This is a genomic window from Massilia glaciei, from assembly GCF_003011895.2.
GTDB classification, from domain to species: Bacteria; Pseudomonadota; Gammaproteobacteria; order Burkholderiales; family Burkholderiaceae_D; genus Telluria_A; species Telluria_A glaciei.
On the sequence record NZ_PXWF02000321.1, the window covers coordinates 1 to 24,047 of the forward strand.

General features: G+C 58.2%; 18 protein-coding genes and 3 pseudogenes. 6 read left to right on the top strand and 15 right to left on the bottom strand.

The annotated features are described in order from the left end of the window. Positions 1 to 126: 126 nt before the first annotated feature. From tssH to tssB, 6 genes are read right to left on the bottom strand one after another with little or no spacing between them, the layout of a single operon-like run. Positions 127 to 2,778, bottom strand: coding sequence for a type VI secretion system ATPase TssH (gene tssH, locus C7C56_RS25430; RefSeq protein ID WP_106760143.1), 2,652 nt, complete (start codon positions 2,776 to 2,778; stop codon positions 127 to 129). A gap of 33 nt (positions 2,779 to 2,811) precedes the next feature. Next, positions 2,812 to 3,897 carry a type VI secretion system baseplate subunit TssG gene (gene tssG, locus C7C56_RS25435; protein ID WP_106760144.1) on the bottom strand — a complete coding sequence of 362 codons (1,086 nt, stop codon included), beginning with the start codon at positions 3,895 to 3,897 and terminating at the stop codon, positions 2,812 to 2,814. After that, positions 3,861 to 5,705, bottom strand: a complete 1,845-nt coding sequence (tssF, locus tag C7C56_RS25440) for a type VI secretion system baseplate subunit TssF (RefSeq protein WP_106760145.1) — start codon at positions 5,703 to 5,705, stop codon at positions 3,861 to 3,863. The genes tssG and tssF overlap by 37 nt, the downstream gene beginning before the upstream one ends. 1 nt (position 5,706) lies before the next feature. After that, on the bottom strand, positions 5,707 to 6,198 hold the full coding sequence (tssE, locus tag C7C56_RS25445; RefSeq protein ID WP_106760189.1) for a type VI secretion system baseplate subunit TssE: 492 nt from the start codon (positions 6,196 to 6,198) through the stop codon (positions 5,707 to 5,709). A gap of 24 nt (positions 6,199 to 6,222) precedes the next feature. Then, complete coding sequence (tssC, locus tag C7C56_RS25450; RefSeq protein WP_106760146.1) at positions 6,223 to 7,707, bottom strand: type VI secretion system contractile sheath large subunit; 1,485 nt, start codon at positions 7,705 to 7,707, stop codon at positions 6,223 to 6,225. A gap of 3 nt (positions 7,708 to 7,710) precedes the next feature. Further along, the gene (gene tssB / locus C7C56_RS25455) at positions 7,711 to 8,220 is read right to left on the bottom strand and encodes a type VI secretion system contractile sheath small subunit (RefSeq protein WP_106760147.1); all 510 of its coding nucleotides are present in this window, start codon (positions 8,218 to 8,220) and stop codon (positions 7,711 to 7,713) included. 348 nt (positions 8,221 to 8,568) lie between these two features. Between tssB and tssK the strand changes: the two genes are divergently transcribed. The 5 genes from tssK to C7C56_RS28420 all read left to right on the top strand — a co-directional run bounded on the left by tssK (position 8,569) and on the right by C7C56_RS28420 (position 15,984). Next, positions 8,569 to 9,909 (top strand): type VI secretion system baseplate subunit TssK, encoded by a 1,341-nt coding sequence (tssK, locus tag C7C56_RS25460; RefSeq protein ID WP_106760148.1) that lies wholly within the window; start codon positions 8,569 to 8,571, stop codon positions 9,907 to 9,909. 18 nt (positions 9,910 to 9,927) lie between these two features. Further along, on the top strand, positions 9,928 to 10,695 hold the full coding sequence (gene icmH / locus C7C56_RS25465; RefSeq protein ID WP_106760149.1) for a type IVB secretion system protein IcmH/DotU: 768 nt from the start codon (positions 9,928 to 9,930) through the stop codon (positions 10,693 to 10,695). A 249-nt stretch (positions 10,696 to 10,944) separates the two neighbouring features. Beyond that, complete coding sequence (locus C7C56_RS25470) at positions 10,945 to 13,815, top strand: type VI secretion system Vgr family protein (protein WP_106760150.1); 2,871 nt, start codon at positions 10,945 to 10,947, stop codon at positions 13,813 to 13,815. 32 nt (positions 13,816 to 13,847) lie between these two features. Next, positions 13,848 to 15,368, top strand: a complete 1,521-nt coding sequence (locus tag C7C56_RS25475) for a LysM peptidoglycan-binding domain-containing protein (RefSeq protein ID WP_181373351.1) — start codon at positions 13,848 to 13,850, stop codon at positions 15,366 to 15,368. Between the two features lie 25 nt (positions 15,369 to 15,393). Continuing rightward, positions 15,394 to 15,984 carry a hypothetical protein gene (locus C7C56_RS28420; protein WP_146204641.1) on the top strand — a complete coding sequence of 197 codons (591 nt, stop codon included), beginning with the start codon at positions 15,394 to 15,396 and terminating at the stop codon, positions 15,982 to 15,984. Positions 15,985 to 16,126: 142 nt separating this feature from the next. Here C7C56_RS28420 and C7C56_RS25480 read toward each other — a convergent pair. The 6 genes and pseudogenes from C7C56_RS25480 to C7C56_RS29150 all read right to left on the bottom strand — a co-directional run. Continuing rightward, positions 16,127 to 16,312: pseudogene (locus tag C7C56_RS25480) on the bottom strand (transposase); the annotation flags it as partial. Between the two features lie 48 nt (positions 16,313 to 16,360). Then, the gene (locus C7C56_RS28425; RefSeq protein WP_146204642.1) at positions 16,361 to 16,612 is read right to left on the bottom strand and encodes a hypothetical protein; all 252 of its coding nucleotides are present in this window, start codon (positions 16,610 to 16,612) and stop codon (positions 16,361 to 16,363) included. Beyond that, positions 16,609 to 16,788 carry a hypothetical protein gene (locus C7C56_RS25485; RefSeq protein ID WP_106760152.1) on the bottom strand — a complete coding sequence of 60 codons (180 nt, stop codon included), beginning with the start codon at positions 16,786 to 16,788 and terminating at the stop codon, positions 16,609 to 16,611. Before C7C56_RS25485 ends, C7C56_RS28425 begins: the two co-directional genes overlap by 4 nt. 11 nt (positions 16,789 to 16,799) lie before the next feature. Then, positions 16,800 to 16,976 (bottom strand): annotated as a pseudogene (locus C7C56_RS25490) (zeta toxin family protein); the annotation flags it as partial. Between the two features lie 214 nt (positions 16,977 to 17,190). Next, positions 17,191 to 19,668 carry a P-loop NTPase gene (locus C7C56_RS25495; RefSeq protein WP_106760153.1) on the bottom strand — a complete coding sequence of 826 codons (2,478 nt, stop codon included), beginning with the start codon at positions 19,666 to 19,668 and terminating at the stop codon, positions 17,191 to 17,193. Between the two features lie 293 nt (positions 19,669 to 19,961). Beyond that, positions 19,962 to 20,162, bottom strand: a complete 201-nt coding sequence (locus C7C56_RS29150; protein ID WP_181373352.1) for a hypothetical protein — start codon at positions 20,160 to 20,162, stop codon at positions 19,962 to 19,964. Here C7C56_RS29150 and C7C56_RS25500 point away from each other — a divergent pair. Continuing rightward, a pseudogene (locus C7C56_RS25500) lies at positions 20,070 to 21,061 on the top strand (IS5 family transposase); the annotation flags it as partial. The gene C7C56_RS29150 and the pseudogene C7C56_RS25500 sit on opposite strands and share 93 nt — an antisense overlap. Before the next feature lie 883 nt (positions 21,062 to 21,944). Here C7C56_RS25500 and C7C56_RS25510 read toward each other — a convergent pair. The 3 genes from C7C56_RS25510 to C7C56_RS25520 form a co-directional block, all read right to left on the bottom strand. Beyond that, positions 21,945 to 22,346: a PAAR domain-containing protein gene (locus C7C56_RS25510; RefSeq protein ID WP_229458997.1), complete on the bottom strand. Its 402-nt coding sequence runs from the start codon at positions 22,344 to 22,346 to the stop codon at positions 21,945 to 21,947. Positions 22,347 to 22,475: 129 nt separating this feature from the next. Beyond that, positions 22,476 to 23,066 (bottom strand): 3'-5' exonuclease, encoded by a 591-nt coding sequence (locus tag C7C56_RS25515; protein WP_106760155.1) that lies wholly within the window; start codon positions 23,064 to 23,066, stop codon positions 22,476 to 22,478. 6 nt (positions 23,067 to 23,072) lie between these two features. Then, entirely contained in the window at positions 23,073 to 23,618 is a 546-nt protein-coding gene (locus tag C7C56_RS25520) for a ProQ/FINO family protein (protein ID WP_106760156.1), read from the bottom strand. Positions 23,619 to 24,047: the final 429 nt, after the last annotated feature.

Consider the following 24,047-nt stretch of genomic DNA (forward strand, 5'->3'; position numbering starts at 1 on the left):
CAACAGGTTGGGCTAAACAGTCACCGGGAAAGCAGGTATATGTCGACATGGACACCAAACCGCCCAACATGCAAAAGAGCTAGATGCGAGACAAACGGAGCGGCCGCAGAAAAGCGGCCCTTTTTGCTACTTAACCGTATACTTGAACTGCCCCTGCTTGTTCGCCGTCACCTTGATCTTGGAAATGGCCAGGCCTTCCGCCATCTTCGCCAGCACCGACTCCGCGATCTCCGGCAACAGCGTGCCATTCAAGATATGGTCGACATTGCGCGCGCCCGAGTCGACCTCGGTGCAGCGTGCCAGCACCGCCTCCACCAACGCCTGGTCGTAGCTGAATTCGGCCTTGTGGTTGGTGGCGATGCGCTGCTCGATCCTGCGCAGCTTCAGTTCGATGATCTTGATCAGCACGTCGTCCCCGATCGGATAGTACGGAATCACCTTCAACCGCCCCAGAAACGCCGGCTTGAACTGCTTCATCAAATGCGGCCGAATCATCTCCTCCAAGGCCGCCGGCTGCGGCAGGTCGGCGCCGGTCTTGTTCAGGCAAGCCTGCATCATCGCGCTCGACGCCACGTTAGAGGTCAGGATGATGATGGTGTTCTTAAAGTCGATCTCGCGCCCTTCGGCATCGTCCATCACGCCCTTGTCGAACACCTGAAAAAACAGCTCCATCACATCCGGATGCCCCTTCTCGACTTCGTCGAGCAGCACCACGCTGTACGGATTGCGCCGCACCGCCTCGGTCAGCACGCCGCCTTCGCCGTACCCGACATATCCCGGCGGCGATCCCTTGAGGCCCGAAACGCTGTGCGCCTCCTGGTACTCGCTCATATTGATCGTGATGAGTTTGCGCTCACCGCCGTACAGCACGTCGGCCAACGCCAGCGCGGTTTCGGTCTTGCCTATGCCGGACGGCCCGACGAACAGGAACACGCCCTTCGGCTTATTGGGGTCGTCCAAATTCGCACGCGAGGTGCGCACGCGCTGCGCCACCGCCTCGATCGCATACGACTGGCCCAACACGCGTTCTTCAAGCAGATCCTTCAACTTGAGCACCGTCTTGATCTCGTCCTTGACCATTTTCCCAAGCGGGATGCCGGTCCAGCCGGCGAGGATCTCGGCGACCACGTGCCCGTCCACCTGCACCGGCACCATCGGCGTCTCGCCCTGCAGCGCGCGTAGTTCGACCATCAGGGCCTGGATATCCTTGCCCTGGCTGGCGTCCTGCTGCCCGCCCGCCTCCAGCGCGCGCCGGCTGGTCATGAGCTTCTCGGTCAGCACCTTCTCGCGCTCCCAGCGCGCCGACAAGGCGGCATGCTGCTCGGCCGCCGAGCTTCGATCGGCGCCCAGCTCCTTCAGCCGCGCCGCATGCGCACCGCCGACGCTTTGCTCGCGCGCGAGCGAGCACGCCTCGACGTCGATGCGTTCAAGCTTGCGCGTCAGGTTTTCAATCAACGCCGGCGTCGCATTTTGCCCCAGCGCCACCTTGGCGCAGGCGGTATCGAGCACGCTGATGGCCTTATCCGGAAGCTGACGGCCCATGATGTAACGGTGCGACAGCCGCACCGCCTCGGTGATCGCCTCGTCGTAGACGCGCACGCCAAAGTGCTTTTCCATCAATGGCGCCATCCCGCGCAGCATCGCACACGCCAGTTCCTCGCTCGGCTCTTCTACCTTGATCACCTGGAAGCGGCGCGCCAATGCGGCATCCTTCTCGAAGTACTTCTTGTACTCCCCCCAGGTGGTGGCGGCAATGGTGCGCAGCTCGCCCCGCGCCAATGCGGGCTTGAGCAGATTGGCCGCATCGTTCTGGCCGGCGGCGCCGCCCGCGCCTATCATCGTGTGCGCCTCGTCGATGAACAGGATGATCGCGTGCGGGCTTTTTTTGACTTCGTCGATGACGTTCTTGAGGCGGTTCTCGAACTCGCCCTTCACGCTGGCGCCGGCCTGCAGCAAGCCCATGTCGAGCGTGTGGATCTCGACTCCCTTGAGCACATCGGGCACATCGTCGATCGCGATGCGCAGCGCAAGGCCTTCGACCACGGCGGTCTTGCCCACCCCGGCCTCGCCCGTGAGGATCGGGTTGTTCTGGCGGCGCCGCATCAGGATGTCGATCGCCTGGCGGATCTCGGTGTCGCGCCCGATCACGGGGTCGAGCTTGCCATCGCGCGCGCGCTGCGTCAGGTTGGTCGTGAACTGGTCCAGCGACGGCGTCTTGGACCCCGCTCGCGCGGACATCTCGCCGACCGGGTCGCTGCCCTCGTCGGCAGCCGCCTCGCTTTGCAACGCTGGCGCCTCCTGCGATCCGGTGGTAAGTTTGTCGAGCTTATGCTTGATCTGCTCCACGTCGAATTTATCGAACAGCTTCGAGCCGCGGCAGGCCAGTTGCGCCAGTTCCGGGTCCGTCAGCAGGGCTTGCAGCAGATGCGCGCTGCGGATCTCGGCTTGGCGGCCGGACTGAATGTCGAGCGAGGCGATAAGCCACGCATGTTCGAACAACTGCGGCAGCCGCGCCGAAAAGACCGGCGTGCGGGAATTGCCCGCCTTGAGGCGCCCCACCTCCGCACGCAAATCGGCCTCGAGCATGTTGACGCTGATGCCGCTCTGGCGCGCCATGATCGTAAAGTCGCTTTTGGGCTGCTCGAGCAGCGCCAGGAACAGATGTTCGATATCGACCTCGAACTGTCCGAGCGAGACGCAGATGCTGGCCGCGCGCGTCGCCGCGGTGCGGCTGGTGTCGTTCAATTTACTGATCAGCGTTTTCAGGTTGATGCTCATTTGGACGTGCTCCTTGTTGTTGTTTGTTTTGATTTACAACGTGTGAAAGTCATAACGGACGTCGGTGCGGTCTTCGGTCTGCTCGCCACTTAGCAGAAATGCGTCCCATCCCAGCCGCGCGCCGCCACCCGCCTCGCCCAGCGCGGCGCCCCTCACTTCGGCAGCGCGCAGCACCAGTTGCACCTCGTACTCGAGCGTGACGCCGGTGAACATGGTCAGCATGCTTTTGAGCGCGCGCGCCGCCTTCCCGCCGGGCAGAAAAGTGCTGAAACCGGCACGACCGAGCGGCCCGATCTCGAGCCGCAGGCGCAGGTCGCGCTGCCACACCCGCGCGCCGGCCATTGCGCCGCCGCCGAGCGAGGCGTTGGCGCCGCCCAGCGCCGTCTGCTGGTCGGCCGGCACGTCGTACCAGCAGCCGATGAACTGGATCGCCTTGAAGGGTTCATTGAAATACTCCGACAACACGCGCGCGATCTGCACCGACGACGCGGGCCGGTGCCGCATGGCGGCCGCAAAGTAGCCGACCGATTCATCGAGCACGCCGCCGCCAAGGTCGTCGGTCAGGCGCTTGCGCAACGAATCGTTACCCAGGCCGGCGAGCGACAGCAGCAACGGCAAAAAGGTGTCCTTGCCATCCACCTGGTATTTAAGCTCGATCCTGTATTTGCACCAGGCCTCGTAGAACAAGGCCAGCGAGCGGTTCGAGAAGGTGTCGAGGAAGGCGCGCGGGCCATCGTCCTTTTCGTACAGGGCGTGCGCGGCGATGCGTTCGGTGTAGTGCGCCGGCAGCGCGCCGTTCCCGCCCAACAGGCCCATGAAGGCGGGCGTGATGCGGATGTATTTGAGCGTCTGCGCCTGCAGCGCCTCGCCCAGCGCGCGCGCGTCACGCGCCAGACCGCGCGGCTCCGGCTCGAGTTTCAGGAGCTCGCTGGCGGGAAAATCGAGCGAGGTCGAATTCTGGAAGCGCAAAAAATTGGCGACCGTGTTCTGGTGCGGCGGTCCATGGCGCTTGAGCCAGAGTTCGAGCATGCGCACCGCCTGAAAATATTCGAAGCGGTACGGCTCCTCGAACAACCGTTCGATTACAGCAGGCTCAAATCGCCGCTTCGTGGTATGCATTTCAATAGCTCTTCTCCGGTTTTGTTCGATACCATCACCAGTTGGGTGAAGCTGTTGGCATGCACATACAGGCCAAGGAAGCGTTCGATGATGTGGGCAAACGCGTGGATGCCGCTGCCGACAAATGCCTCTTCCTCGATCACCATGCGCACCTCTATGCCGCGCACCAGGCAGGCGAACGGATTCCCCTTGAGCCAAGTGCTGGCCGCCTTGTGGGTGACAGCCTTGATGCCACCGATCTGGCGTTGCGACGAGGGTGAGCGCGACAGGTCGTATAACGTGAGCATTTCGCGGAAGGCGTCGAGGCCACCGTCGGCCAGCGACAGGTGGTTGAGCGACAGGTGCGAAATCAGGCGCCAGTGCGCGCCGCGGCCTTGCTCGAAGCGCTGCGAGGCGCTGGGTTTGCGTAAAAAGGTGATCGCTTTGACGCCCGAGCCGCCCGTGATGGTCAGTTCGCCCCCGCGCTGGCCATAACTTAGCAGCGTCGGCAGGTCGCGGTTGGTGCAGGTCAGCTCTATGCTCAAGGTGTCGGTTTCGACCTCGGCCGGATCGAAGTCGATGTCGACGATCGATATCTCGGTCTCAAAGCCCGGGCTGAGCGAGGCTATGGCCTCGTCGCGCCGCATGAACCAATAGTGGCCGCTTTTTTCGGGCGTCTGGCCGTGGTGCAGTGAATAGAAGGGGCGGAATTCGATCACCGACTCGCCCTGGGGCGTCTGCCGCACCAGCTTGACCGAGTCGATCGAATGCACCTCGTAGGCGAAGGCGCGGCGGCCGTCGCCCAGCACCGGGTAACTGGCGCTCGCGTGCGTGAGGCGAATCGGCTCGCCGCGCTTGCTGAACAGGTTGACCACCGGCGTACAACCGAGCCGCATATTGTTGGTCGAGAGCGTGCCGAGCATGCGCGCGGCGTTCGAGTCGGTGCGCATGCCCGACAGCGCCAGGTGCAGCGTGATCGATCGGCATCCCGACGGCAGCGCGGCGGCGAGCGTCTTGAGGTCGATGTCGAAAAAATTGAATTTTTCGGGATAACAGAAGTACTCGGTCAGCAGGCGGTATGCCGTGTGCGAGCGCGCCGAAAAATCGATCAGCGATTCGTCCTCCTCGAACCCTACCACGCTCACCGGTATGGCCGGCAGCGTGATCCAGCGTCCGTTGCCGTTCGCCTCCACATAGGCCGACACGGTGCGCATGAACAGCGCGTCGCGCAGCGCCGCGCAAAACGACGGCTCGCCATCGATGAACACCCGCAGCTTGTCGAGGCCCAGCTTGCCGACCGCGACCTGCTGGGCGGTGCTGCCGATGGTCAGGCTCACGCTCGAGGTGGCGCCGACCGGCGTGATGATCGCCTCGGGCGGGTCGATGATGGCCGAGAACGAGGCGCGCGTGAGCGCCAGCGGCGCCACCGTGACGTCATAGGCGGTGCGGAAGATGCACTCCGCGCCGCGCACCTCACTCGTTGTGAGCTCGGTGCCGCGCGGGACCACGCTGGCGGTGGTCAGTTGCGTCGCCGTGGCGCTACAGTCCATGTGCGCGATCGAGCACGATGGAAACGGCCGCAGGTAATGCGGGTAGAGCACGTCGAACAGGGCTTCGGTGAACTCGGGAAAGTCGTCGTCGAGCCGTTTTGCGATGCGCGAATTGAGCAGCGCGAACGATTCGATCATGCGGCCGATGTGCGGGTCTTCGCACACCTCGCCGCCGATCAGCAGGCGGCCTGCGATCTTCGGGTAGCGTTCCGAGAACTCGCGCGAATAGCGGCGCAAAAATCCCAGCTCCCGTTCGTAGTACGGTAGTAGCTCATCCAATTCAGGCTCCCTTGGACGCCGTGCGGCGCGCCTTGCTGATGGTGTAATGCAGGCTCGATGGCTGCAGGATCGCGTCGAAGTTGACCGACTCACTCGCCGCGTTCACAACCAGCAGCGCTGTGATGGAAAAATTGAGACGGTTGATCGAGTCGGCCCGCAGTTCGAGCGACGCTGTTACCTCTCTGAGCCGCGGCTCGTGCCGCTCGATGGCGGTTTGCAGGCAGGCGCAGATGTAGGCGCGGTCGTCGGTGCTCGACAGCGACAGCCCGGCAAAGTCGTTCAGGCCATAGGTCACGATCGAGCGGGCGCATTCCGGGAAGTGCAAAAGCAGGTCCTCCGGGATCACGGTGCGGGTGTTGAGCAGCGCCTCGAGATCGCGCGCGACCGAGTCCTTCAGGTCCTCGATCGACAAGCGGCTCACCGTCCCGCTGGAGGCGCCGTGCACCGGCACATCCAACAGTCGGTCGAACAATCCGGGGGTGAATCCGTTCATGGCCATCCGATCGGGTAGTGGTTGTTACGACTTGGTCGATGCGGGAAGCTCGGCGACCAGCCGGAGTGAAACGGAGAGCTCGTCGAGCTGGAAGTGCGGCCGCAGGAACGACACGGCGCGGTACACGCCCGGCCGGCCCGGCACCTCCGACACCTGCACCGAGGCCTCGCGCAGCGGGAACTGGGCCTTCTGCTCCTGGCTCGCGTTGTCGTCGAGCAGAACGTACTGGGTCAGCCAGCGGTTGAGGAAGTCCTCGACACTCGAGGCGGCCGCGAAGCTGCCGATTTTGTCGCGCATCATCGCCTTCATGTAGTGGGCGATGCGCGAGACGGCAAAGATGTACTGCAACTGGGCCGACAGCACCGCGTTGGCGTTGGCCGCCTCGGAGTTGTATTTCTTGGCCTTTTGCGCCGACTGCGCGCCAAAGAAGGCGGCGTAGTCGGTGTTTTTGCAGTGGACCAGCGAGATGAAGCCGAGGTCCGACAGCTCCTTTTCGCGGCGGTCGGTGATCGCGATCTCGGTCGGGCACTTGAGCGCGACCTCGCCCTCGTCGGTCTTGAAGGTGTGGGTCGGCAGGTCCTCGACCAAACCACCGCCTTCGACGCCTCGGATCGCGGCGCACCAGCCAAAGTCCTCGAACGCGCCCGTCAGCTTGGTGCCGAAGGCGTAGGCGGCGTTACACCACAGGTATTTGTGGTGGTCGGTGCCGTCGACGTCCTCGACGAAATTGAAGCCCTCGGTGGTGGCGCCGTCGGCCGGGTTGAACGGCAGGCGGCCGAGAAAGCGCGGCAGCGTCAGGCCGACGTAGCGCGCGTCTTCCGATTCGCGGAACGACTTCCACTTCGCGTATTCGACCGTGTCGAACACCTTGGACAGGTCGCGCGGCTTGCCAAGGTCGCTGTAGCTTTCGAGTCCGAACAGCTCGGGCGAGGCGGCCGATATGAACGGCGCGTGGGCGGCGGCGGCGATGTGCGACATCTGCTCGACGAAGTACATGTCTTCGGGCTGGCGGGTGATCTCGAAGTCGCCCAGCAGCGCGCCGAACGGGGCGCCGCCGAAGGTGCCGAACTCCTCCTCGTAGATCTTCTTGAACATCGTGCTTTGGTCGAATTCGAGCGCACTCTGGAAGTCCTTGACCAGTTCCTTCTTGGTCGCGTTGAGCATCTTGATCTTCAAATTGGCGCTCGTCGCGGTGTTCTTGACGAGGTAGTGCAGGCCGGTCCAGCTGCTCTCCAACTTCTGGAATTCGGGCGCGTGCATCACGGCCGAGAGCTGGGCCGAAATCATCCGGTCCAGTTCCGCCACGCGGGCGTCGATGGTGGCGGCAAGGTTGTCGGACACGAGCACGGTGCCTTCCATGACCTGGCTCACCAGTTCGGAGATCAGGTCCTTGGCGCGCGCGTGCTCGGTGCCGGACTTGGCGACCTTGCTCTGCTCGACGATCTGGTCGAGCAAGCTGGTGTCGTGGACTGCGGCGGCGCCGCCTGCGGGGGTCGGTTGAGCGGACATGGTTTAGTCTTTCGTGGCGTTGGCTTGCTGGCCGAGCGTGGCCAGTTTCTCGGTGCTGCCGAGCACGTCGCTGAGGAGGTCTTCGAGCTTGTCGTTGCCCGCCAGCTTGTTGCGCAGGTCGGCCAGCTTGGTGCGCGCCTCTTGCAGCTTGCGCAGCGGCCCGACTTGCTCGACCACCGACTCGGGGCGGAAGTCGCCGAGCGAGGTGAACTTGAGGTCGACCGAGAAGCTGGACTTGTCGTCGCCGAGCGTGTTGGCGACCTTGAAGGCGGCGCGCGGCGCGACGCCCTTCATGACCTCGTCGAAGTTGTCGCTGTCGATGCCGACGAAGGCGCGGTCCTTGAGGCGCTTTTGCCCGGATTCGGAATTGCCGCCGAAATCGCCGACAACACCCATCACGAACGGCAACTCCTTGTTTTCGGTCGCGTCGCCGATCTCGACGTCGTACGTCATCTGGACGCGCGGCGGACGCACTTTCTGCAGGCGCTTTTGAACACTTTCAACTTTGGACATCTGGTTCCCCTCTGTTTGGATGGACGTGAATGGAAGCTGTTCGAGCGTGCCGAAGACTAACTTGTGATTGTTTCCCCCCAGGGAAACCATGCGCGGACGACGTTGGATTGGCGTCAAGCGGGCCTCTGAAACTGACGGTTTAAAGATGCGCCCATGGAATTAATTATTTAAACTTAACGTTATCAGAAATCCAAAAAGATTCCTGCCGGATCCGGTTACTTTGTTTAGAAACTTTGTCGTAGCGCACGACATGGGCACATTGCGCATCGTTTTGTTTATGGAAATGTTATTGTTCCGCTAATTTACGATAGTACCCATCGACTTTCCCACGGCGAAGGAACATCCGGTATGATCAGCAAAGTACTCTGGGGCGAAGGCCTGTTCCTGCGCCCACAACATTTCCAGCAGCAAGACCAGTATCACGAGCATCGCCTGCACGAGAGCCTGAAGGCGGTCCATCCCTACGCCTGGGGCGTGGACCAGTTGCAGGTCGACCGCGATGCGCTGGGCAACAACACGCTGCGCGTGCAGGCACTGTCGCTGCGCTTCCAGGACGGCGAGCTGGTCGACGCCCCCGGCGTCGACGCCCTGCCGGAAGTCGTCGACCTGAGCCAGCTGATGCAATCACAGCAAACCGTGCTGTTCTACGCCGCCCTGCCCGCCTTCAAGCAATTCGGCGGTAACTTCGCGCCGACGGAGCAAACCGGCAACGCCGCCCGTTTCGTGCAATCGGACCGCGACACGCCCGACCTGTTCACCCAGGCCGCGCTGGCCCAGATCAGCTACCTCAAGAAATCGGTGCGGCTGGTCTCCGAATCCGAGCCGCGCGACTCGTACACCCACTTCCCGCTGCTGCGCCTGCGCCGCGTGGCCACCGGCGGCTTTGAGATGGACCCCGGGTTCGTGCCGCCGAGCCTGTCGGTCCGCAGCGCCCCCATCCTGCTTTTGCAACTGCGCCGCCTGATCGAAGCGCTGCAGGCCAAGGTCAGCGCGTTGTACGGCCACCACCGCGAGCCGAGCAAGAACGTGATCGAATTTCGCTCCGGCGACATGTCCTCGTTCTGGCTGTTGCACACGGCCAGCTCGGCCTACGCTTCGTTGTCGCACTATTTCCACCATCCGACGTTGCACCCGGAGCGGCTCTACGAGCAGTTGCTCGGCGTCGCCGGCGGCCTGATGACGTTTTCCAAAAGCTGGACCCTGACCGACTTGCCACCCTATCTGCACGCCGACCCCGGACCGGGCTTCACAAAGTTGCACCTGATCATCCGCGAGCTGCTTGACACCGTAATATCGTCGAAGTATTTCGCAATCGCACTCAACGAAATAAAGCCCTCCTATTATTTGGGGCAACTCGATTCTGGAAAAATCGACGACAAGACCAACTTCTACCTGGCCGTCTCGGCCAACATGCCGGCGCTCGAACTGGTCGATGTGGTGCCGCTGCGCTTCAAGATCGGCGCGCCCGACGACGTCGAAAAATTCGTCCTCTCGGCCATGCCGGGGGTGCGCATCTCGCACGCGCCGCAGGTGCCGGCGGCGGTGCCGGTGCGCCCCGACACCTGCTACTTCCAGATCGAAGCGAAGGGCCAGATGTACGAGCGGATGCTGCAGGCGCAGTCGATTTCGATCTACTGCCCGTCCGGCATGCGCGAGCTCAGACTCGAACTCGTCGCCGTCACGGCCTGACCCGCGCGGGCCATCCGAATGACTACGACGACCGCCCCCTCCCTGGCCGGCGGCCCCCAGGCGCAAGGGCATGCCTGGGCGGCGCCGCAGACGCTGCTCGACCTGATGTACGACGGCTTCTATGCCCTGTTCATGCTCAAGAACGGCAACGGCCCGCTGGACAACACCGACTTCACGCTCAAGATGACCCAGTTCCTCGACGAGTTCGGGCGCGGCGCCAAAAAGCACGGCGCCTCGGCTGACGACATCGACGGCGCCAAGTACGCATTCTGCGCGGCGGTCGACGAGATCATGCTGCGCTCCTCGTTCTCGATCCGCGAGGCGTGGGCGCGCCGACCGCTGCAACTGGTGCTGTTTGGCGACCAGCTCGCGGGCGAGAATTTCTTTGTCCGGCTCGAAGCGCTGCGCGCGCGCGGCAGCGCCCATCTGCAAGCGCTCGAAGTGTTCCATATGTGCCTGCTGCTCGGCTTCCAGGGCCGCTACATCATCGAAGGCTCGGAGAAACTGAACTATCTGACGGCCCGCCTCGGCGACGAAATCGCCAGCATGAAGGGCAAGCGCGGCGGCTTCGCGCCGCATGCGGAGCGTCCCGACCAGATCATGCACAAACTGCGCCGCGACCTGCCGCTGTGGGTGCTGTCGTCGGTGTTCGCGCTCATTTGCGCGCTCGGCTACATCGGGCTTCGCGCCTCGCTCGGAAAAAACACGGCGATGTGCATGAGCGCATACAACGACGTCGTCAAGCTGCCGCCGCGCGCGGCCAAGCTGACGATCACACTGCCTTGAACGACGCCCCGCCATCGGGAGGCGGCAGCATAAATTTGATGTGCTTGAGATATTTCTCAAGGTGAACTTGGCGGCTTTGCGAAAAGCTGTCAGATCGTGTGGGATGCGCGGCGCGAAACATTGACGTCCCCAGTTTCAAAAACGCGCCGCCTCCCTTTTATTCATCAGGAATTCACTCCACTCGGAATCATGAACGACCACATCGATCCTGTCCCGCCCCCGGCCAACCTCACTTTCATGCGGTGTTAAATGAAAGCCCTCGAAACGATTGCCTCTTTGGGCATCTTCGGCACAGGGTTGAGCCAACATGCGCGGCTCATCACGCTCGCCAGCGCGCAGGACCGGGGGCTGGCAGAATCGCTCATGGCCGAACAGTTCACCGGAAGCGAGGCGGTCAACGAGCTGTTCTCGTTCGAACTCGACGCGCTCAGTGTGTCGACCAACCTGGATCTGTCGCTGTTCAACGGCGAGGAGCTGACCATCGCCCTGCTCCAGGCCGACGGCAGCCGGCGGGCGTGGCACGGCATCTGCAACGGGGCCGCCTGGGTGGGCGCCGACGGCGGCGTGGCGCGGTACCGCCTGCGGCTCGAGCCGGCGCTGGCCGTGCTGCGGCTGCGGCGCGACAGCTATATTTTCCAGGACAAGACCGCGCGGGACATCGTGACCGAACTGCTGGCCGATTATCCGCAGCTGCGTTTTGACTTCGACATCAGGCAAGCCATGCAGCGGCACGCAATCTGCACGCAGTACCGCGAGAGCGATTTCGATTTTTTCAAGCGGCTGCTCGCGTCGGAGGGGCTTAACTGGCGCTTCGAACACGACCAGGCCGACGACGCGGATGCGGGCGATGGCCATGCGCGGCACAAGCTGGTGATCTTCGACAGTAGGGCCGACGCACCCGCGACGCCGGGCGGATCGAGCATCCGCTTCCATGGCGTGCGGGCCACCGACACCGACGACGCGATCGACGGGTTTGCCGCGCGGCGCCAGGTGCAGGCCAACGGGGTCAGCATCAGCAGTTGGGATCCGGCCAAATTGCTGGCCCCGGCGGCGCAGCAGCAGTCCGGACTCGCGGCGGGCGAACTGCCGGCGCTGCCGGTCTACGACGGCAGCGGAGAGCGCATCGCCAGCCTTGACGGGGCGGCCGATCCGCACAGCCTGCTGATGCTGCAGTCGCTCGAGTTCGACAACAAGGTGTTCGAGGGTACGGGCGCGTTGCGCCGGATGGCCGCCGGAAACGCATTTGAGCTGACCCAGCACGAGCGCTACAGCGCTGGTGATCGCGCATTCACGGTGCTGTGGATGCGCCACGAAGCGCGTAATAATTTTCTGCCGCGTATTGGGTCTGGCGTGACTGACGGCCTTGAGGCGGGGACCTACCGTAACAGCTTTGCGTGCGTTCGCAAAAGCGTGGCCATGGTGCCGCGCGAAACGGCGGCGCCGCATGCGCGCACCGCGATGGGGCCGCAGACCGCACTCGTGGTCGGGCTGGACAAAACCGTCGCGACCACTGGGCGCGACTATCAAGTGAAAATCCAGTTCGCATGGCAGCGCGGGCAAGGCGCCAACGCTGGCGGCATGTGCCACAACACCGACGAAACCGGCAATGCGCCAGGCAATGAAGCATCGGGCACCTGGGTGCGCGTGGCCGAAGCGCTCGCCGGACCGAACTGGGGATCGCAGTTCACGCCGCGCATCGGCACCGAAGTGCTGGTCGATTTCATCGAATGCGATATGGACCGGCCGGTGGTGGTGGCGCAGCTTTACACTGGGTCGGACCCGCCGCCGTTCGCGGCCGGATACGAGTCAGGCATCAATCACGCGGGGGTTTTGTCGGGTATTCACAGCCACAATTTTGAAGGTGGCGGGTTCAATCAATGGCAGCTTGACGACACCCCCGATCAATTGCGCACGCGGCTGGCGACAAGCAGCGCCGCGACCCAACTGAACCTGGGTTACCTGATAGAGCAGGCGCCCATCTCGGCCCAACGCGGCAGCTATCGGGGCAGCGGCTTCGAGTTGCGCACCGACGCCTGGGGCGTGGTGCGCGGCGGTGACGGCGTACTGCTGTCGACCTCGGCCCGCGCCGAACTGGGTAGCAGCGTGACATCGACCCAGTTGGACGCGACCGAAGCACTCGGCGGGCTCAAGGTGGCGCAGGCATTGACCAAGGCGCTGACCGGGGCGGCCGCGCAGCAACAAGCACTGTTTAGTAAGGACGGCGCCAAGGCGCAGGCGGACTTCATCGAGCAAATCGACCCGAAGGAAAAGGGAAAGCACCCCGAGTCCTTGGGCGGGCAGGACGCGCTCAAGGCCACAGGCGGCGAGCGCACACTCGACGCCGATCTGCCAGTCGAAAAATTTGGTACGCCGTTGGTGCTAATGGAGTCGCCATCGAGCGTCAACTGGGCCACGCCGGCATCGACCGTGGTCTTCGCAGGCGCGCAGCTGCACTGGACCACGCAGTCGGATCTGCACATGACAGCGGCGCATACCGTCTCGACGGTGGCGGCCAACGCCGCCGGAGTGTTCACGCATGCGGGCGGGATTCAGGCCATCGCTGGCAATGGGCCGGTGTCGCTGCAGGCGCATACGGATCAACTGGAGATTTTGGCGGATAAGTCGATTACTGTGAGCTCGGTGAATGACAGTATCGAGATCAATGCGAACCATAAAATCGTACTGCAGGCGGGACAATCGTCGATCACACTAGAAAGCAGTGACATTACTTTCGCTTGCCCCGGCAGTCTTACCGTTAAGGGTGGGCAGCATTTATTTGACAGTGGCGCCGCCACGAACGCAAAGCTCAACGATCTACCGCACGAGCTTGTGACGCCGACGCTGGAGCCGTACAGTATTCGTTGGGCTGCAATTTCGGCGATTACTGGAAGGCCTGAGCCTGGTGTCGATGTTATTGCGATAGACAGTGTAACAAACGGAACTATCTTAGATGGAAAAACAGCAGCCGACGGCAGGAGCCTACGCCAGCGCGACGAAAAAAAGCGCAAGGAATTCACAACTTTTGTCGGATCAGGGGACTGGGTGACAGAACTCACCACCAGCGATGAACCGCGGCCAGTCGAAAGCGAGGAATGGATGAACTGGGAGGCAGAGGAATGAGCAGAGTGTATGAGGTTGTAGAAGGAGACACCTTGTCCCTAATCGCGGTAGCATTTGGCGTCAACGTACGGGCGCTGGTGAAGTTAAACTGCATCAACAGCCCGATTTCCATTAGGAAAGGGCAGAAATTGCGGATCCCAGATGCTGAGGAGATTCCGATGACTCCCTTTGATCTGAAGCATAAGCCGATCCAAATTGACTTTTCGCGCCTCTTAGCACTCGAATTTTTCGATGCGGCGAACATGCCAATCAGTGGTATGAATGTTGCCATACATTTAGATGGCAAGGTCGAAAAATACAAAACGGATGCTAACGGAAAAATTCCCCATATTACCTCCGACGAAAAGACTGTGGTGCAAGTGCATGTAGAAAAAACGAACTTAGATTGGAAGAAAATATCGGAGATCCAACTCGAAAACGAAGCGACATTCGCGCGTTTGATCAGTCCAAAAATAAAATTGCAGTCCACAATGAAGGTTCACAACGGGCCCGCCCAGACCGCCAGAACGGATAAGCCAGAGCCCCAAGCAGTGGCGACGGAAACTCTAACACGCAGTGCAAACGGGAACCCTGTTCACAAAATTGCGATGGAGTGCCCGAACCAAGAGAACCTAAAGTTGGGAACGAACTTCAAGTACCGCGATATTATTATTGCGGCTGGTAAGCGAAGCGGTTTCTCACCCCAAGCGATTGCAGCGATTATGAATGCAGAAGCTGCGACCCTAACCGTTATCGAATACATACCAAAAATAAACAAAAAGACAAAATTGCCTATTCTAGGAAAGGATGGCAAGGTCTTGATGAAAAAACTGCTAAGAAACGACGGCGAATGGGATGTTAATTCTGCATCTCCCGCATCGTCAGCACGCGGAATGACACAGTTTTTGGACGGAAGTTGGATTGCCCAAGCCGTAATCGATGGATCTTTCGTAAATAGCCGCGCAAAAAAGGAGGGTTGGTTGACGATACGAAAAATAGCAGTAAAGCAGAAGAAAAATTCTGTGGAAAAACAAGTGATTGAATTTAAACTGACTGATGGCAATTTTGTTACCGCAACAAAAAAGCATACATTGGCGCAAGTGCTCATAGCGAAACACTTAACAAGCCGCGCCACATCCAACGACGAAAATCTACAGAAGCTGCTGGATTTACGTTACGAGGCGGAATATTCTATACATGCAGCGGTTGATTATGGAACACAGAATCTGGATGGCTTGAGGGATAAAGAATTTAGGATCGACGACCTAAATGATGGAGACAAAGCCAAGCTTGTATACCTTACTCATCACTTGGGATTAGGTGACGGCAAATCGTTTATCAATAACACGATGGGCGAAGCAACTGCTAAAAACTTGCTTATAACGCAAATCGGCGATGAGGCGGCTGCAATACGCGCAGCGAACGAGGGCGGGGAGTACGTAAAGGCCCACCGAAAATGGCTGTTTGGCTTCATTGATATGAAAATCGATTTGCCGGCAAAGATGTGCGACAAATCTAAAGCCGAGCCCGCTAGATCGCTGCTGGCAATTACTGAAGCAATTCGACCCGCCTAATTAAACTTCATCCTCAAGAAATAATATGAAAATATCGAATTTAATTCTGCTGCATTTTCTTGCATCGTGCACGCTTGTTCAATCGTCCGTAGAGCAGGTGGAAGAATCTAAAACAACAATACTAACTGGAATTTCGCAAGAGCAAGAAAATTCTCAACAGATATATTCAACCAAGCTCGGTATTGTGAAATTTTCGGCCGCTGAAGGCTCCGGCGGACTAGCTGACAGAATTGTCTTAAACGGCTTTGATTTAATCAATTTAAAAGGCAAAGAAGACGCGCAAAACAATACTCAACATTTGATGCCAGGAAATATGCTTATCCATAGCGGAATTGATCTTGGACCAGAGGCAAAGTTACGAAGAAAAGGACCAATAAACATGAGCAGACTTTTGGTTTTTGAAGGCCCCAACCTCAATTGTATAAAACGTTTTTTGATTATCGACTTTACTGGCGATAAACCGTATATATCTGAATATTTTGGGAACAATCCGCAAGACAAACACTGCCTTGTCTTTAAACGTGCGGAATGGGGGGGGGGGAAATCTTATATATATATTGAAGGCCCAGAAACCTATGTTTATCACAGCCATGGAAAAGTTATTGAAATTCACTAGGGAAGCGCTGAACAATTGATGTTTCTGGCGCTAACGCCGGACTCAAAACCGGCCAATTTCTAAACGATGATTCTTTTTGATTTTCGCGCCCAATCAGGTCGTTTTTGATGCAAATCGAAGGATTTTATCCCTATTTTCGTCCTCATAACGTAATACGGGATTCAGTGACCTTAAATTGCCTGCCGCCGAGCACCAGATTCGCAAATTTGAACCGGCTGAACAGTTGCGCAGTGTTCTTGGACAAACCGCGGTAGCGGGTCTTTCGATGACGGAAGAGGTTCTTCACCACTTGAAACGGATGCTCAACTTTCGCGCGCACGCTCACCTTGCCTTGAGGTGGTCATCTCACCTATAAGACCGCGTAACAATTCAGCCGCTATACGGTTGGCTGGATAGGAGTGCAATGGAACGCGTTTAGTAGTACAGCGAGCATGCTGTGCCCCTGCTTACGCAAAGTGTCGAGACACGAGCGGATGATGCAGAAATGCTCGGGGTTCGGAAGCAGCTCGATATTTTCTATTTTATTTTTGGCATGCGCACGGCGTTTTCTGCCGTGTTGTTCGCAAATGGTATCGATGAAGCGCAGGACGGCTTCGGCATGCAAGCGAAAGCGGCGCAACAGGTTCACGGTGGTGGACTGCTGGCGCGGTCGTTTTTGGTGATGTTTTTAGGGTTGAGCGACTCGCCTTCGCGCACGATGCCATAGTAGACGGTGCGGAAGGCGCGGACGTCGTCGCTGAACATGAGCTGCCTTTCGCGCGCCACGTGGCAGAGTTTGTTGGCAGTGAGCAGGAATTCGCTCATCGCCTGTGCCCGTTGCGCTGGCCCCAGACTATCAGTTGCTCACGCGCGGCGGCGCGAAAGGTGTCGCCGGCGGCCAGCAGCACCGATTGGTGGTGCGCCTACATGTGCTTGGCGAGCTTGCCGATGGTCGTGGTCTTGCCGGCGCCGTTGACGCCGGAGATCATCATCACTAGCGGCTCGTGGCGGCCCCCGTACCAGGTAAGTTTGTCGCTCGCGGCAACGTGCAGCCAGTGCAGTTTGCCGGCCCAGTTGGTCGCAGCGGCACGTGACAGCGAGCGCCTGGTGCTCAACAACGCTGAATGCCACGGCGACCTGCCGGCGTCGCTGCTGCAGCTCAAGCAGGGCCTCGTCATCATGCCAGATTGGTTTTTCGAGGCGCCTCGAAACCATATAAAAAATTCCTCAATTGTCCATCCATTCAATATCAGGCTCAGTCCAAGTCCCAGTCGCGACATACTTAAATAAGTTAGTATAAGCTCTATTTAGTCGCACATCTCCAGCAAGTTCTTCACTTCTCCTTTTAAGTCTTGGTATAAACGAATTCGCAATTTTTCGAGCTGCGATGTCATCGCGATGTCGTCGAATAACTCTAGTGTACCCCTCTGCCAAAGTGACGATTGGGAAAGTGTCGTCACTTTCAATAAGCTTATCTAAGTCCTCCAATATTTCTCGTGCTTGGTCTGCGTATGTCAACGCCATTTGTGTGTCATCGGACTGTTCCGCAACAATTAGCAGTTGCTGCGCTAACGCATGCAGGGTGTGTCCCATTGGGTAAGCCTGCCTAGCCGTAGATAATTTTTCTAATGCCTCCGTATGTTCACGAAAATCACGTAAGGCAAGTCCATATTGAAGCCAGAATAAACCATCAAGTTCAAATTTTTTCTCAAGCGATTTGTAAAGACCCAAAACTAATTCTTGATGCCCTTTTAAGACATCTTTCAGAAAGGCATGGTTAATTAATCCTTTGTAGATAGTGCCTTCCAATTTGTTTACATTTTTTATTACGGGTGACTCATACTGAGAGAACGCGTCTAACAGTGCGCCGAGTGCTTTAAATGTGAAGCTAGGATCAACCAAATGGTCAAGAATGTAACGAACATAGACCGGATGGCGAACTGAATGAGCGCCCGACCGCTGCACCACCATGCCGGCCAAATTGTTTGATAAAATTATGTCGCCGTTGAGAATTCCGATGGAACTGAATGCCCTATCGATTAGCGCCGACGGTGCATCTTGTTTTCGATCAGTTATTAGTCCTACAATTAGCAAGCAGAGTCTCTCTTCGTCAGTCTGCAGAGTCTTAAAATCGTTGGCGATAATTTGCCCATATCCCAATCCGAACGTCGCCTCCAGCAGGGCAATCAGCAGTTGTTTTTGAGCACGGTCGACAAGCTCCTTAACTCGTTGAGCCGGTGATAATTGTCCGAGCCGTGTCCAAGAACCGAATTTTTCTAATTTACCAAGTATTTTTTCAGCGTCATGGTAGCTGAACTGATCAACCTTAATTGGAACGCTGCAGTAAGCCCCAATTCTAGTTCGAGTCTTACGTTTCCAAATGTTCTCTCGTTCGGTTCCAAGTAACATAGTCCGACGAAGTCTATTCGATTCAAAAATATCCCGCAATTGATCTGAAACAAAGTCAAAATTATCAATCGCAACAAATATTTTTTGTGCGGTAGATGTTCGCTCAATTGCTTCAAGTGTATCTATTAAATAGTCAATCGGCTGGTTGATGTAGAAAACTGCATAGCCAGGATTCGCCTGTAGTGAATAACACAACTGCATTAGCAACGTGGTTTTTCCCGAGCCTGCCGGGCCAATTAGAGGCCAGATAGAATTGGCTTTAAACCCTTGTTCGATAGCTTTGAGGGACAACGACACAATATCAAGCTCGGCAGGAATACCCTCAATAATGTCATCCCATGTCGGCCGAAATCCTTTATAAAATTCGCGTATTGCATACTTGGCGCTTCGAGCTCGATTCGTTAAAGTGCTTTTCTTTACCGGGGTAACATGATCAAATAGTGACGCGTATTTTTTCACGTCTGGCGCTTTTAATAACTCTGCCAATTGAGGAATACTTTCCATTGCCAATTGTATTGGCTGCAGAGGAGAGGGAAAAGTTTCCTTAAGCCATTGAACGAATTGAGTTAAGGTGCCGGCAATATGCTCAATATTATAGTCCAAAAGTACCTGTTTTTGCAGATCCGTCGCCGAAGGAGTAATTACAAAACTCTTGCCTGGGGATTTTCCAGTAACATTTTTGTATCGTTCGATATGATATTTTAGCAATGGCTCGCTAAGCTTCGTCCCGATAAACAGGATGGGCAGCCGCAGAAAATCAGATGCGCATTGCTCGTACCATGGAAGCGTTTTCGCTGTAGATTTGGCATATTCCGACGAAGAAAATATAATGCCGCCCGACAATCGATCGATTGATCCGTTTAGTTTTACAAGATGCAGCCGTTCAAAAAAATTATCTTGATCCACAATTGCATCAGATGACATCTTTATGCTAATTTTTTGTTTGCTATTTCTTCTTAGCGCAGTCTCCAATGCGTCGTCAATATTTAGCGTATAAATACGGCGCCAAGCAAATTCAGCTAAATAAAGATAGTCCTGGGACGGCTCTGTATGTAAAAAAAGTGATTCCAATATCGGATCTAGTCGTGACTGCAGTTTCCCCCGTACCGCACCATAAACCTCATCTAAAGGTTCGTTGTCATAAGGGTAGCCAGCTTGGTTTGCCAAATGTGCAGCGAGCATAGCGCCGTCTAAAACCCCTTTCCCGCCTCGAATTGTGCATCCTCTTGAAGCTCCTGCTCCGAGAAAAAGGATCAACTCACCATTATTGATTGCCGCTTGCAGGTCTTTGTTCATTGTATTGAAGGATGGTTTTATAGTTTAAAAAATTGGTAGAGCTATACATTTTTAAAGGGTAGGGCGCAAAATACTCGCGTAATTTCTTGCGTGCTAACCTACGTATCGAGACTTTTTAGAAAAAATCCAATTTTAACCGATTGCGATTCATCATACTGCAGTCTGAAGACTGACACTAGTCCAATCGCTTGGCAAGCGTTTATATTGCTGTTCTGTCCGGCATCTGTCACTTTGCCCACTTTGCCCCTGAGTTAGAATGTTATCGACCTCTTTCCTGTTGTTGTGTCTCGCGCTCAATCATCTTCTTTGCCTGTGAAACCGGGCACAGCATCACGGCTTTTTGGCTCCTCGAAAAACCCATGCCAATCTGGCATGATGACGGTGCCTCGAATCTGACGTAAATTTTCCAAGATCAAGAGAGTCTGTTTGCCGACCAAGAAGGTGAAGCCAAGTTGAACAAGCTTGGCGACGCGCTGCGCGTGTTGGAGCAGCACGTCGACTTTGCCGCCCTCGCGGCGGAGGTCGACTGTGCCGCGCCACGCCCCGCCGCGAGCGCGGCGACCGTCCACCGTTCCCAACCGAGTTGATGGTACACGTCCTTTTAATCCAGCAGTTGTTCAACCTGAGCGATGAATAGATGGAATTCCAGCTGCTGGACCGCCTCAGTTTTCAGCGCTTCGTCGGCCTGCGCGCTAGTAGCCATCCCGGACCGCACGACCATCTGCACATTCAAGGGCCGCCTGATCCAGGCCGGCGCCAGCAATAGCATTTCGAGACGGTCAACAATCAGCTGTCCAAGCATGGCCTACATCGCGCGCGGTGGACAGATGATCGACGCGAGCATCGTCCAAGCGCCGAAGCAGTCGTTAAGCAAGGAGGAGAAGGCGCTGGTCGGCGAAGGCCCTATGCCAATCACTCAGACACCGGCGAAGCGCCGGAAGAAGGACACCGATGCGCGCTGAACCAAGAAGCGCGGCAAATTCTATTTCGGCTACAAGTTTTCGGCCAACGCCGACAGGCGTTACAAGCTGGTATGCAAAATCAAGGTGAGCACTGCCAGCGCGCACGACACGCTCCACTTTGAAGACGTGCTCGATCCGAACAACACGAATCGCAACATCTTGGCCGACAAAGGCTATGTCGATGGTGAGCGCGAAGCTCGACTTACGAAGCAAGGCTGGCGCGTGCACATCCAGCGCAAGGGCACGAAGGACAAGCCGGTATAGGAAGCACAGGAGCGGCGCAACCACCCCATCGCCAAGACCCGCGCCCGCGTCGAGTACGTGTTCGCCGGGCTGGTTCAGCTCAGTGGCAAAGACGTGCGCTCGATCGGTCTGCCGCGCGCAACGCTGCAGCTGACTGGAAGGTCGCCGCCTACAATTTGCAGCGCTTAGTTTTGACGGCGACGAAGATCGAGGCGTTCGGACGTCCATGGTCCGTGCGGACAATCGAATTTGAAGGCTGCGGCCTGGAAATAGGGCCGGAAACAGCGCCGTTTTCGGGCTCTATGCCGTTTTCAGTGGATTTTGACACGGCGTCAGCCGCGTGATTCTGCCAAATTGAGTGGATTTCCCCACCCCTAGCCCCGCCCCCAAGGGCGGGGAAGTCCTTGCCGCCGGACGGGCTCGCGGGCTGGATGCCAACCCCGCATCCCACCCTAAGCCCTTGAGCGTAAAGGCATTTTCGATGCCCTCAAGGGTTCGCTGCGCCGTGCTCCGCCCGCCCTTGATCGCCCCGAAAACGCCGGGACCGTTGCGACTTGTAGGTGGCCGCGAACTAGGATGGGCCGAAGCACAGCTTGTCAACTTCCACTCGAAACGGCATTGAACCCGTTTTCGCATTGCCGCGCGCGATTCATGCGATCGACCTGCGGCAGCGCTAAATTCACCGGTTATTCGAGGTGCCCTATTGTAAAGACGCACAAAGGGTTGCCGGTCACCACTAAGGCACATAAGGCCTTGGGTGCATTGCGCTGAACAATTGATGTTTTTAGCGCTAAGGCCGGACTCAGATCCGCCCAATTTCCGAGCGTTGTTTTTTTCGATTTTTACGCCAAATCAGGCCGTTTTTGAGGGAGAACGGGACTCAGTGATCTTAAATTGCCTGTCTGCGAGCACTAGATTGGCAAATCCGAACAGAGTGAACAGTTGCGCAGTGTTCTGTCCAGACCGCGGGCCTGACGGTTCATATTGCTCGTCGATGCAGGCTTAGCATAGGTCCCCGCGTTCGCGGGGATGACGTGAAGGGGGGGCGCGCCCCGCGACGCCAAGCAAACCTCACAGCACGCCCGCGATCACCGGTTCCGAGCCATGCCGCGTGATCTGGTAGCTCGCCTGCAGGCTTTCGGTGATGACGTCGCCGTTGGCCAGGTCGCTGCCGACCACCGCGATCGGCCTTCCCCTGTAGCAAACGGCAACGCCGGCGCCCGTCGTGATGGTGCTCTCGCTGCCGTCCGGATAGCGCACCAGGTCGCCAACGCAGGCCACGCGCAGGCGCCGCTCGCCGACCAGCACCTCGATGCCGGTGCTCGCGGTCACCACTTCGCCGCCGCGCCGCGTGCGCGAGCCGATCGTCACCGCAGCGTGCAGCTTTTTAACGGGACGGTAGGCCGAGGCGGCCTCGCTTTCGGCCAGGAATCGACGCGTCTCTTCTTCGAACATTGGCAATCCCGCTTCCATGGTTGCTCCTCGTTGAGTTGCTGACCGATCGCAAGTGACCAAGGCCAGTCGCTTGATTTTATCGGCAGAGTGAGCAGGAACGGTTTGCGCGCGATCAACATGTTGTGATCGGTAAAGCCAGGGGGAAGCTCAGGCGGCGGGCACGTCGAGCCGCCAGCGGCGGTAGATGCGCAGGGCGACGTGGGCGTCGTCGGCGGCGTACAGGATCTGTTTTTCCGACAGGCGCGCCATGGCCCAGTTGGTGGTCGTGATTTTTTTCGACTTCTGCAGCTTTTGCCCGAAGAAGCGCGCCACCGCCGTCTTGGCGCCGAGCGTGTTGCGCTCGCCCTTGCGCAGGGCGGTCGAGAGGTCGAGCACATTGCGCGTGTCGATGCCGAGCTTGGCGCTAAGGCGCTTGAGGTCGTCGGATAGGCCGAAGCCGACCTTGAGGATGGTGTGCGATTCGAGCACCGTCTTGAGCATGGCGGGCGCGCCACCGCCGCCGCCGATCTGGAACAGGTAGGCCATGTCGTCGGTGGCGAGCTGGATCAGATGGGGGCCGGTCGAGACCTCCCCCTTGAGGAAGGTCGGCTTCGATTCGGTGTCAAAGCCGATCACGTCCATGGCCGACAACGCCGCCAGCGCCTCGGCCGCATCGTGTTCGGTGCGCACCAGGCGCACCGAGGCGAGCGTGATGCCGGCGTAGGGCGGCAGCGGGACCTCGTCGGGCGCGCTCGACATCGGGACTTAGGCGTTGCGGGAGAACTTGGATGCAAGCTGGAGCAGTTTTTCCTGGCGCATCTTGTCGGCTTCGACGGCGAGGGCGGCGTCGCGCTCGGCCTTTTTGCGCTCGGCCTCTTTTTTGAAACGCTGTTGCAGCGTGTCTTTGGCGTGCAGGCGGTGCACGTCGGTCACCTCGGCGCCGGCGTTGCCGTCGAGGTCGTGGCGGACGGTCGCCTTTTCCATCGCGCGCAGGTAGCGCAGCGAACCGGTGTGGATGCCGAGCGCGGCGCGCATGGTTTTGCGGTCGAGTTCGGGCATGCGCGCGAGGATCTGCTTGTCGATGCCGATCGACAACGGCAGGCAGTCGCGGAACGCCGGGAACTGTTGCTGGAACTGTTTGAGCAGGGACCGCGCGGTCGTGGGCGCGGCGGGCGCCTGCTGCGGCTCGCCGCGCTCCTGGGCGGCGGGACTGTCTTGCGAGACGGGCTTCCCGTGCTCCAAAGATGAATTTTGATCGGTGGGGGCTGGTGCTGCGTCGCCCGACTCGGCGACTGGACTAGTTGTATTCATTGACTTCATTGTAAGAGCTGGAACCGGAAGGATAGCATGGGCACAATCGTAAGGCTGCGCCAATTCGCCATGATTGTTGTTTTGAATACCGTTGACGGCGGGCTTTTATTCGCATAGGCAACGCGCAGGAGGGCGCGAAGTCGTGTATGATCCGCCCCTTGTGCTGCGCGCGGCTTGACCTGGCGCAGATAGTAGTTGAAGGTCGACGACGGCGGTTTTTGTTGGCAAGTATACGAAAAACATATACCGGTTATATGATATTTCAATTATCCCGCAAACTTGCTTTACGGCATAATACGCCTGTCTCCTCTATTCTTCTCTGAAAAATAGATTCAAGCCCGTTTTAGCTAGCGGGCTTTTTTTCGTTCCCCATGGACAGCGCCATTTTGCACCAAGCACAACACTGTTTGCCAGCCCATTGCGAAACAA